10 protein-coding genes and 1 pseudogene are annotated in these 10,342 nt (G+C 64.0%); 5 read left to right on the forward strand and 6 right to left on the reverse strand.

The annotated features are described in order from the left end of the window. Positions 1-773, forward strand: a pseudogene (locus EN914_RS11055) (chain-length determining protein); the annotation flags it as partial. Positions 774-819: 46 nt separating this feature from the next. Here EN914_RS11055 and EN914_RS11060 read toward each other — a convergent pair. Beyond that, positions 820-1,656, reverse strand: coding sequence for a GNAT family N-acetyltransferase (locus tag EN914_RS11060; protein ID WP_024504669.1), 837 nt, complete (start codon positions 1,654-1,656; stop codon positions 820-822). Between the two features lie 4 nt (positions 1,657-1,660). After that, positions 1,661-2,884, reverse strand: a complete 1,224-nt coding sequence (locus EN914_RS11065; RefSeq protein WP_024504668.1) for a GNAT family N-acetyltransferase — start codon at positions 2,882-2,884, stop codon at positions 1,661-1,663. 91 nt (positions 2,885-2,975) lie between these two features. Here EN914_RS11065 and EN914_RS11070 point away from each other — a divergent pair, with 91 nt between their 5' ends. Then, a complete protein-coding gene (locus EN914_RS11070) occupies positions 2,976-4,034 on the forward strand; it encodes a polysaccharide deacetylase family protein (protein WP_024504667.1) in 1,059 nt (352 codons plus the stop codon). Between the two features lie 15 nt (positions 4,035-4,049). Here the strand turns inward: EN914_RS11070 and EN914_RS11075 are convergent, their stop codons facing one another. Then, positions 4,050-4,265, reverse strand: a complete 216-nt coding sequence (locus EN914_RS11075) for a DUF2842 domain-containing protein (protein ID WP_013532215.1) — start codon at positions 4,263-4,265, stop codon at positions 4,050-4,052. A 198-nt stretch (positions 4,266-4,463) separates the two neighbouring features. Here EN914_RS11075 and EN914_RS11080 point away from each other — a divergent pair, with 198 nt between their 5' ends. Beyond that, a complete protein-coding gene (locus tag EN914_RS11080; protein WP_024504666.1) occupies positions 4,464-5,555 on the forward strand; it encodes a COX15/CtaA family protein in 1,092 nt (363 codons plus the stop codon). Between the two features lie 25 nt (positions 5,556-5,580). Here the strand turns inward: EN914_RS11080 and EN914_RS11085 are convergent, their stop codons facing one another. The 3 genes from EN914_RS11085 to speB are packed head-to-tail and all read right to left on the reverse strand — an operon-like array spanning position 5,581 to position 8,384. Continuing rightward, positions 5,581-6,423, reverse strand: a complete 843-nt coding sequence (locus EN914_RS11085) for an aminoglycoside phosphotransferase family protein (protein WP_196815409.1) — start codon at positions 6,421-6,423, stop codon at positions 5,581-5,583. Then, positions 6,420-7,346 (reverse strand): N-acetyl-gamma-glutamyl-phosphate reductase, encoded by a 927-nt coding sequence (gene argC / locus EN914_RS11090; RefSeq protein ID WP_024504664.1) that lies wholly within the window; start codon positions 7,344-7,346, stop codon positions 6,420-6,422. The genes EN914_RS11085 and argC overlap by 4 nt, the downstream gene beginning before the upstream one ends. A gap of 30 nt (positions 7,347-7,376) precedes the next feature. After that, the gene (gene speB, locus EN914_RS11095; protein WP_013532211.1) at positions 7,377-8,384 is read right to left on the reverse strand and encodes an agmatinase; all 1,008 of its coding nucleotides are present in this window, start codon (positions 8,382-8,384) and stop codon (positions 7,377-7,379) included. Between the two features lie 123 nt (positions 8,385-8,507). Between speB and EN914_RS11100 the strand changes: the two genes are divergently transcribed. Together EN914_RS11100 and EN914_RS11105 are read left to right on the forward strand one after the other, a co-directional pair. Then, positions 8,508-9,716 carry an acyltransferase gene (locus EN914_RS11100; protein WP_024504663.1) on the forward strand — a complete coding sequence of 403 codons (1,209 nt, stop codon included), beginning with the start codon at positions 8,508-8,510 and terminating at the stop codon, positions 9,714-9,716. Between the two features lie 96 nt (positions 9,717-9,812). Then, positions 9,813-10,342, forward strand: a 530-nt coding sequence (locus EN914_RS11105) for a glycerophosphodiester phosphodiesterase family protein (protein WP_164778709.1), incomplete at its 3' end; no start/stop codon positions are given.

Raw genomic sequence — 10,342 nt, forward strand, 5'->3', positions numbered from 1 at the left:
TCCAGGAACCCTTCATTCACCAGGAACTGCCTGAACCTGCGCATGAAGCCGATGCGGAGCCTTATGCCGCTGCGATGCAGGCCATGGCCGAGGCGCCGGATGTGGTCGCAATGCCCGCTACGGCGGCGACAGAGCAGACGGTTGTCGAGCCCGAACCGGCGCGCTCCACCCTGGGCGAGATCGACATCGAAAGGGCTGCCGAAAAGCTGATCTCAAGCGGTGCGGCGCGCGCCATATTCGTCTCGCCGGAAGGCGACGAGGCGGCTGCATCGGCGATCCTGGTGGCGCGCAAAGTCGCCGACGCCGGGCTGCGCGTGCTGTTGCTGGACCTCACCGCGTCGGGGGCCGCCTCGCGGCCGATGCTGGACAGCGGACTGTTTCCCGGCATCACCAACCTGCTCGCTTCGGAAGCGCAGTTCAGTGACGTCATCCATGCCGATCTCTACTCGGACTGTCACGTCATTCCGGTCGGAACCGCCGATCCGGTCCGCGCCATGCGCGCCGCCGACCGGCTGCCGATCATCATGCAGTCGCTGACAACGGCTTATGATCTGGTCGTGGTCGAATGCGGACCAGCCGACGCGCAGGGCATCGGCCGTCTGACCGGCGATGCGACCGAGGTTTTTCTCTCCATGCTGGAGGCCGACGACGAGGTGACGCAAGCTGCCGTCAAGCTGATCGAGAACGGCTATCCCGACCTGACGCTGGTGACGCCGCTCGGCCACGAACCGCCCGGCAATCCGGTGCCGGGACGGCGCACTGCCGCCGCCTGAGAGAGCCGCGGATCGCCTGGCGGAGCCGTTCGGCGGTTCGCCCGATCTAGCCCAGTTCCAGGGTCGTTACGCCGAACACCCTTTGCAGGTCCAGTTCCGGGGCAGGCCCCTTGTACATGCGCGTGGTGGTGAAGGTCGGCGCAAAGCCGGCCGCATCGAGCGCAGTTATGAAACCGGTGTTATCGGCGGGGACGTCGATATGCAGCTCGCCGCCCTCACAGGCACGGGCCAGTCCCTCCAGGAGTTGCAAAGCGATTTCCATGTCGTCGGCAAACAGCGGGCCGATCTTGAAGCCGGATCGGCACCGGCGCACCACGCCAAAGCCGGTGACGCCGCGCGAACCGATTGCCGCCAACCCATGATGCGGTTCTTGCAGCCATCGCTTCAGAAAGGCGTCTCGGGGCGCCGGAAAGCAATGGGCGTCATAGGCGACGACATCGGACAGGAGTTGCGTTGTAATCATCCGCAACCCATCGGCCCTGGCCGCCGGGCCTGCCTTGCGCCCGGTGAAGCGGATGGTCTCGTAGGCCGGCGCGAAGCCCCTGCGCCGGTAATTGGCCTGCTGCTCGGCGACGCCGTCAAGGCCGACGGTCCGGCCTGCAAGCCTTTTCATGCCGGCGTCCCACACCGTCTTGCCGTAGCCCATGCCGCGCATGTCAGGCCGGGAGATGTAGAGGCCGATGAAGCCGAATTCGCTGCCATAGGCCACGGCCGAAATTGCCGCGACCATGTCGTCGCCGACAAAGGCGCCGATGAAGCCTTCGGGGTCCGCCGCCTGGAGCATCGCCGGGTCTTCAAGACCTGGGTTCCAGCCTTCCGCGGCCGCCCAGTCGACGAGAAGCGCCAGTTCCTGCAGGGACAGTGTGCGGATGATCGGCGTCATTGCGTTAGCTATCTTCTTCCGAGGGCGCCGCCTGGCCGGCGGCTTTGCGGCGCAGCACCTTGGTCAGCTTCCAGATAGTCGGGCTGTTCTTGACGAAGGCTTTCAGCCGCGCGCCTTGCCGAAGCGTCAGCGCCAGCATGCGGCCCTTCACGGTCAAGGGGACCAGCACTTCGAAATGCCGCGTTTCGATATCGCACCACAGCCGCTTGTAAGGCTCATCTCCGACCGAAAAGTCATACAGCTCGAAACCGGTCTCGCAGGCTTCCTGGATGTTGTCGAAGAACAGGAAGTCGCCGGGGCTGGCGTGCCCGAGATCGTCCTCGGCGATCGCTCCGAATTCGCAGATCAGGCGTTTGCCCGAGCGGCTTGAACCGGTAATGGCGCGCAGCTTGCCGGCAACCTCGAGCCCGTGCAGCACGAAGGAAGGCTTGTCCTCGCTAAGTGCTTGCGAAAACAGCGCGCGGAAGAAGCCGCGCACCTGCGCGTCGCCGAAGACGTTGGCGATGCCCATCTTGCGGAAGCGGAGTTCCTTCATCTCGAAGAAGGCGTCGAGCAGCCTGTCGACCTCGTCCGGGGTGCGGGCCTCGATGCGCCGGTGGCTGCCGACGGTCTCGAATTTCCGGATCTGCGACCGGTGCTTCTTGCGTTTGCGTTTGCCGCTGGCGCGAGAAAGCAGCGCATCGAAGCCGCCGGCGAGATCGACGGCCAGCGACAGATTGGGGCTGGAAAAATGGTCAAGCGATGCGAGCGGATTGGCGACGCCGTCGAGATCGGGCAGCAACCGCTCGAGCGCGACCAGATCGATGTCCGGGCGTGCCTCGGTGATGGCCGCCAGCACCGATCGGAGGGCCGGCATATCCACCTTGGCCAGCCAGTTCGGGTCCGCGGCGACGAAGTTGCCGTTGGCGTGACGCCCACCCATGAAGCGGGCGATCCGGAATGGTCCCTTGCAGGCAACCTCCAGCGCCAGCGAAAAAACCGGTTTGCCCTCGGCACTCAGCGTCGCGACGAGCAGGTCCGGTCGTGTCTCGGCCGCCCAATTCAGGATCCAGGCAGCACTCTGCGCCGGACCAAACAGAGCCGAGCGGCAGAACTCGGCATAGGCCGCCAGTCCGTCCGTGGACGCCACCGAGATCGACAGGCCGGCACGGTCCCGTGGCAAGGCGCGCGACGATGCCTCGGTCGCCGCAAGCCGATTGCCGTCAAATGACGCAGTTGCGTCAACCATACCTCAATCCTTAGGGCGTATTGGTCGCGATTTGGGGGTTCGCATAGGCGCATTCCGTGCTTGGATCAGCCTAGGCGCAAAAGGTGAATGAATGATCGACGGCGGGGAGGCAATCCGGAAACTGGCGCTGAACGTCGCCCGCTATACCGGCCTTGCACCGCTGGCCAAGCCGTTCATCGGTGGCATTGGCGCCATCCTGATGCTGCACCGTGTTACCGCGACGCCGGAAAAGCCGGACAGCGTCAACCGGCATCTGAATATCGCGCCCGGCTTCCTTGACGCCATGATCGCCGACATGAAGGCGCATGGCTATGCCTTCGTCTCCATGGACGAGGCGGTGGAGTGCATCAAGGCGGGAGGCAAAGGCGGTCAGTTTGCCACGATCACCGCCGACGATGCCTATCGCGACAATATGGTCGAGGCGCTGCCGGTGCTGGAGAAGCACGGCGCGCCGATCACCATCTATGTCGCGCCCGGGCTGATCAACGGCACAGCCGACCTGTGGTGGGATGTTGTCGAGGACATCGTCAACGCGCGCGATACCTTGACGCTGACGCGGCCGAATGGTCCGCTGTCGATCGATTGCTCGACCCCCGCGAAGAAGCTGCAGGCCAATGCACGCCTGCACGCCTATCTCACCTCCGAAATCCGCGAGGAGGACCTGCAGGCGGTGTTGCGTGATCTGGCTCGCGCAAATGGCATCGACGCCGACGGTCCGCGCCTGCGGACACTGATGAACTGGGACGAAATCCGCCGCATCGCCGCGCATCCGCTGGTGACGATCGGCGCTCATACGATCAACCACAGCAATCTGAAGCGGCTCTCCGAAGCCGATGCCCGGCACGAGATCGGCGCCGTGCGCGCCATGTTGCTGGCCGAACTGGGCGAAGAGCCCCGCCATTTCGCTTACCCCTATGGCTATGCGAGTGCCGTAGGCTGTCGCGAAGTCGGCTTTGCCCGTGACGCAGGCTACACCTCTGCCGTGACGACGCGCCACGGCGTGCTGCGCGCCGAACATGCCGGGTTCCTGCATGCTTTGCCGCGCATTTCCGTCAACGGCCGCTATCAGAGCCTCGCCCACATTCGCACCATGTTGTCGGGCGTGACGACGCCGCTCGCCAATGCCGGCAAGATGGTCGTCACCATCTGACGCTGGCGGTTTCGCCTAGCGCTTGGCCCTCGGCTCCAGCATCAGCCATTTGATGATGCCCATTGCCGGCAGCACCCAGAGCAGGCCGCTGAGCAGGAAGAACAGGAAATGCACCCACGGACCCGACTCCGACAGCCGGGCGACCGCGAAGATCGATGCGACCAGCGCATAGATGATGACCAGCGCCACCAGCAGAAACATTCCGATCAGCTTTTTCAGGCGCAGGGGCATGGTTGGTCTCCTGATCGAGCATGCCGGAATTTGCACAGGCGGCCTGGCAGGCTCAAGGGGTAACGGCCTCGCATAGGCCTTGAGGCGAGACTGCGCAACCGGTGAGACGCGGCGCGACGGCGTGCCGCGCCGGATGGTCTTGCCAGCACGGGTGCGATGGTCCACCAATCCGCCAAATCAACCTGCCGGGACAAGATCATGGCTGCCATATCAGCTGCCGCGCCATACGTCGCCCGCGACCGCGACCTGCATAACCGGGCGCTGCTGCGCGCCTGGCTCTATGTGGTGCTTCTGGTGCTGTTTGCGCTGGTGCTGGTCGGCGGCGCCACCAGGCTCACCGATTCCGGCCTGTCGATTACGCAGTGGAAGCCGATCCATGGCGTAATCCCACCGCTCAACGATGCCGAGTGGCAGGAGGAATTCCAGCTCTACCAGCAGATCCCGCAATATGCCGAGCTCAACAAGGGCATGAGCATCGAAGCGTTCAAATCGATCTTCTGGTGGGAATGGGCGCATCGCATCCTGGCGCGCAGCGTCGGCCTGGTCTTCGCCTTGCCGCTGCTGTTTTTCTGGGCAACGCGCCGCATCGAGCGCGGCCTGGGTCCGAAACTCGTGGGCATTCTGCTGCTTGGCGGCCTGCAAGGCGCCATCGGCTGGTGGATGGTGGCCTCTGGCCTGGTCGACCGGATCTCCGTCAGCCAGTACCGGCTGGCGACCCACCTGACGCTTGCCGCACTGATCTTCACCGCCACCATGGTGGTCGCGCGCGGCCTGGCGCCGCATTCCGAGCCTGCCGCCGATAGGTCGACGCAGAGGCTGGCCGGCTTCATCGTGCTGCTGGCGCTGATCCAGATCTATTTCGGCGGCCTGGTCGCCGGGCTCGATGCGGGCCTGAGCTACAACACCTGGCCGCTGATGGACGGCAAGATCATTCCCGGCGATCTGCTGATCCTCGAGCCGGCATGGCGCAACTTCTTCGAGAGCCCGAAGACGGTGCAGTTCGTCCATCGGCTTGGCGCTTACACGGTATTCGTCGTGGCCTTGTGGCACATGATCGCCACGCGCCGGCGGCTGCCAGGCTCGACGCATGCGCGCCGCGCGACGCTGCTGTTTCTACTGGTGCTGGTGCAGGCCTCGATCGGCGTCGGCACGCTGCTCATGCATGTGCCGTTGCATATGGCGCTGACCCATCAGGGATTTGCGCTGATCGTGCTGGGCTTTGCAGCAGCCCATTGGCGCGGCACCAAGGGCGCCTATCCCTTGCCGACGGGAATAGCGCTCAGGGGCTGATCCCGAGCCGATCTACTGGGTCGGATCAGAAGCTTGCCCGCACCGCCCGGATCGCCTTGACGATCGACATTTCGCGATTCTCCTCGACCGCATTGTCGTCCTCGTGATGCCAGGACGCCGACAGGCATCCATAGGCAATGGCATGATCGAGGATAGCGGTCGGTGTCTGGCTCAGTGTTCTGGCAAAGATCTCGGCCATATCAGCGATCCGCTTCGGATCGAGGCAGAGATCGTCCCGGTCGAGCGGGTTGTAGAACATGTTCGCCGCGTCGAAGCCGGGATCGCCGAGCACGCCCTTCGGATCGATCGCCAGCCAGCCGCGCGGCCCGTGCAGGATGTTTTCGTGATGCAGATCGCCATGCAGGGGCCTGATGTCGTGCGGATCGGCCAGCAGCCGCTCGGCGATGACGGCTGCCTCGACATAGAGGCTGTCAAGGCCGGCGTCGCGATCGGTATTCGCCTTGTCGAACAGGCTGGCGAAGCGTTCCCGGAGCGGCTGAAGCTCGGACGGGTAGGGAGCTTTCCCCCGTGAAAACAGTTTTGCCATCAGCTCCGCCGCGATTGCGGTCGCGGCAAAGTCGCCCTGTTCGTCGAGAACCTGCTGCAGCAGGGTTTCACCGGCATATTCGAGCAGCATGCTGTGGCCGTCGCGGCCGAGCAGACGCACCGCGCCTTCGCCGCGCCGCCAGGCGAGATAGTACTCTCCGCGCAACTCGTCGGCGACGTCATCGAAAGGCTTCAGCGCCTTGACGATCGCCGGCGATCCGTCTTCGCGCAAAACCTTCCAGATGCGGCTCGAAAAGGTCTCGGCAATGAGTTCGGGCGCGCTGACTTTCCAGCGCGCCGGAAAGGCTGGCGTGTCCATCAGAGGCCGAGCATCAGATCCATGTTCTGGACGGCGGCACCCGAGGCGCCCTTGCCGAGATTGTCGTAGACCGCCAGCAGCAGGGCCTGCGCCCGTTTGTCGTTGGCGAAGACATAGACCTTCATCCGGTTGGTGCCGTTGTAGATCTCCGGATCGATCTCCGGCATGCGCTCCGAATGCGAATAGGGCGCCACCTCGACCACACCGCCCTTGATGGCGGCGAAATGGTCGGCAATCGCCGCATGCAGCTCCGCACCGGTCGGCACATGGTCGAGGCCGCCGAGTTGCAATGGCACCACGGTGATCATGCCTTGCGCGAAATTGCCGACCGCCGGCTGCATGATCGGATCATGCGACAGCCTTGCATAGGCCCTCAATTCCGGCACGTGCTTGTGCTGCAGGGTGAGGCCGTAAGGCAGGAATTCCGAGGCGTCCTCGCCCTTGGCGACGTAGTCCTCGATCATCGGCCGTCCGCCGCCCGAATAGCCCGAAATGCCGTTGACGGTGATCGGAAAATCCGCCGGCAGCAGGCCTGCTGTGACCAGCGGCCGCAGCGTCGCGATCGGTCCCTGCGGCCAGCAGCCTGGGTTGGCGACGCGCTTTGCCGAGGCAATCGCCTTTGCCTGGTCCTTGTCCATCTCGGCGAAACCATACGCCCAGCCCTCCGCCACGCGATGCGCGGTCGACGCATCGATGACCCTGGTGGTGTCGTTGGCGATCAGCGAGACGCTTTCCTTCGCCGCGTCGTCGGGCAGGCACAGGATAGCGACATCGGCGGCATTGAGGAACTCGGCACGTGCCGCCGTTTCCTTGCGACGCTCGGTGGGGATGGAAATGATCTCCAGATCACCGCGCTCGGCAAGCAGCGCCCTGATCTGCAGGCCGGTGGTGCCGTGTTCGCCGTCGATGAAGATTTTCGGTTTCATGGGTTGTTCAAATTCCCTGAGTTTTCAAGACTATATGCCCTGGCCTTGAATCACTGCGGCACCATTGTGATTGCCGTTGTTCAGCTCTTCAAGCCGGGCTTTCCGTTCAGCAAGCAGACCGAGATATTGCATGGCCACCATCGAGCCGGCGATTGCCGTTATATCGGCGTGATCATAGGCCGGCGCAACCTCTACGACATCGGCGCCGACAATATCGATCTGGTTGAGCTGGCGCAGCGTCGACAGGATCTTGGCCGAGGACGGCCCGCCGGCAACCGGCGTGCCTGTGCCGGGCGCATAGGCCGGATCGAGGCAGTCGATGTCGAAGGTGAGATAGGTCTTTTTGCCGCCGGTGCGGTCGACAATGGCGTAGGCAATGTCGGACGCCCGCATCTCCTCGATTTCATGGCCATGGAGGATCTTGATGCCGAACGTGTCGGGCGCATGGGTGCGGATGCCGATCTGGATCGACCGGTCGGGATCGATGATGCCTTCCTTGACGGCGCGACCGACGAAGGAGCCGTGGTCGATGCGCTTGCCGTCGTCCGGCCAGGTGTCCTGGTGGGCGTCGAACTGCACCAAAGCGAGCGGACCATGGATGGCGGCATGCGCCTTGAGCAGTGGCCAGGTGACGAAATGATCGCCGCCGAGCGTCAACAGGAAGGCGCCTGATTTGAGGATCTTCGCCGCTTCGCGCTCGATCGTGCCGGGCGTCTTCTGATGGTTGCCCGAATCGAGCAGGCAATCGCCATAATCGACGACCGCCAGATGCTCGAACAGATCGCGTGAAAAGGGATATTGCGGGTCGTTGTCGAGGATCGCCGAGGCACGGCGGATCGCCTGCGGCCCGAAGCGGGCGCCAGGCCGGTTGGTGACGGCGGCATCGAAGGGAATACCCCACACCACCGCATCCGCGCCCTTCACGTCCTTGGTGTATTTGCGCCGCATGAACGACAGCGCGCCGGAATAGGTCGGCTCAAACGCGGCGCCCGTTTTGGAACGGGCGGTGAAGGCGTTGTCGATGGTGTGGTTCGCCATTACGGATCCTCGTTTTTCATCGGGTTGCAACAACTACAGAACCGGCACGGAAGATGCCAGTCATAGCTTGGCGAGACGGAATGGCGCTGCCCGAGTGCCACGGCAAGACAGGATTGTATCATCATGACGCAGACCGCGTTTCTCAACCCCACCCGTGCCGCGGCGTCGACCCACACCGGCACGGTCGCCGGCGAACGCTTCCTGGTCCTCGATTCGTGGCGCGGCATCTGCGCGCTTCTGGTGGCGCTGTTTCACTTTCCTACCGGTTCGACGATTTCGCAAAGCGCCTTCATCGGTTCGTCCTACCTGTTCGTCGATTTCTTCTTCGTCCTTTCCGGCTTCGTCATCGCCAGCAGCTACGGCGATCGGCTCAACCAACCGGGACAGGTCGCGCGTTTCGCCCTGGTCCGTTTCGGCCGCATCTACCCGCTGCATCTGCTCATGCTTGCCGCCTTCGCCGGTTTCGAGCTGCTGCGGCTGATGCTGCCGCAATTGCACGGCACGGGGGCTGCCCCCTTCACCGGCGGCTTCGACCTCAACAGCCTGCTTGCCAATCTCCTTCTGCTGCAGGGTGTCGGCTTCGAGGATCAATTGACCTGGAATGCGCCGAGCTGGAGCATTTCGGCCGAGTTCTTCGCCTATCTCCTGTTTGCCGGCGTGGTCTTCGTCGCCGGCGCGCGCGCCTGGATATGGTTCGTCGCGGCCGCCGTCACCGCGCCGCTGTTCCTGCTCGGCTTCTCGACCCATCATATGGATGTGTCCTTCGATTTCGGCTTCATCCGTTGCCTGTACGGCTTCTCGCTCGGCGCCTTGCTGGCCTGGTTTCAGCATGATTCCATTGCAGGGGCGCGACAGGCTCTCGCCAGGGGCGGCCCGCGCATGGACTGGACCCTTGCCGAAATCGTCATGGTGGCCGTCATCGTGCTTTTCGTTTCGCTGGCGGGCGACAATGACTTCGGCATCGCGGCACCCCTGGTGTTCGCGCTGGCGCTGTTTCTGTTCGCCCATGAGGGTGGCTGGATCAGCGCCTTGCTCAGAGCCCCGTTCATGCTGACGCTCGGCGCGCTGTCCTATTCGATCTACATGGTCCACATCTTCGTCCAGGCGCGCCTGATCAACGTCGCGGGGCTCGTCGAGCGCAAGCTCGGCCTTGGCCTGATCGGCGACTTCATGCTGCGCGGCCAGCCTGCCACCGGCTTCGGTGCCGGCTGGACGGGGGCGGTGGCGATCGTCGTCATGCTCGCCGCTACCATTGCCGCCTCCTGGATCACCTGGCGTTTTGTCGAGATGCCGGCCATGGCGTGGTTCCGCAGGCTCTCGAAACGCATCTGACGCACCTGCTGCGAGTATTCCGCTAGCCGGCTTCGTTCACCCAGATGTCACGGGCGTCGCCTATCCGGGTGTCGATCCGGCAAGGAGCGATTCTCGATGCGGACCATCTGGCTGAGTTTTCTGCTTTACACGGCCGTGGCAGCCGCCTCTGGCCAGGCCTTGGCCGGCGAGACCCGCGCCAGACAGATCCTCGACCGCTTCGAGCATGCCAACCAATGGCGCGATCACGTCATGGTGGCTGCGCATCGCGCCGGCAGCATGCAGGCCGGCAAGACGCTCTACGCGGAAAATTCGATTGCCGCCGTGGAGGGCTCGATCGCCATGGGCGCCGAAATCGTCGAGGTCGACATCAGGCGCTCGAAGGACGGCGAGTTGGTGGTCATGCATGACAGCTGGCTCGACCGCACCACGACCTGCAAGGGCGAGGTGGTCAAATACACGCTGGCCGAACTGAAGACATGCCGGCTGGTGGTCGAGGGCACCGGTGCGGCGACAGGTGAAACAGTCTCGACGCTGCGCGAGATGCTGATGGCGACCAGAGACCGGATCCTCATCAACCTCGACAACAAGCTCGACGTCGGCGCCCTCCCGGGCATGATTGCGGTCGCTCGCGATCTCGGCATGGC

The organism is Mesorhizobium sp. M7A.F.Ca.CA.001.08.2.1 (genome assembly GCF_003998455.1).
Lineage (GTDB): Bacteria > Pseudomonadota > Alphaproteobacteria > Rhizobiales > Rhizobiaceae > Mesorhizobium > Mesorhizobium ciceri.

Coding starts and splice junctions, on each gene's coding strand:
- EN914_RS11075 (WP_013532215.1), bottom strand. CDS start 4,265: ATGCCCCTGCGCCTGAAAAAGCTGATCGGAATGTTTCTGCTGGTGGCG.
- speB (WP_013532211.1), bottom strand. CDS start 8,384: ATGGCGAACCACACCATCGACAACGCCTTCACCGCCCGTTCCAAAACG.
- EN914_RS11100 (WP_024504663.1), top strand. CDS start 8,508: ATGACGCAGACCGCGTTTCTCAACCCCACCCGTGCCGCGGCGTCGACC.
- argC (WP_024504664.1), bottom strand. CDS start 7,346: ATGAAACCGAAAATCTTCATCGACGGCGAACACGGCACCACCGGCCTG.
- EN914_RS11080 (WP_024504666.1), top strand. CDS start 4,464: ATGGCTGCCATATCAGCTGCCGCGCCATACGTCGCCCGCGACCGCGAC.
- EN914_RS11060 (WP_024504669.1), bottom strand. CDS start 1,656: ATGACGCCGATCATCCGCACACTGTCCCTGCAGGAACTGGCGCTTCTC.
- EN914_RS11065 (WP_024504668.1), bottom strand. CDS start 2,884: ATGGTTGACGCAACTGCGTCATTTGACGGCAATCGGCTTGCGGCGACC.
- EN914_RS11070 (WP_024504667.1), top strand. CDS start 2,976: ATGATCGACGGCGGGGAGGCAATCCGGAAACTGGCGCTGAACGTCGCC.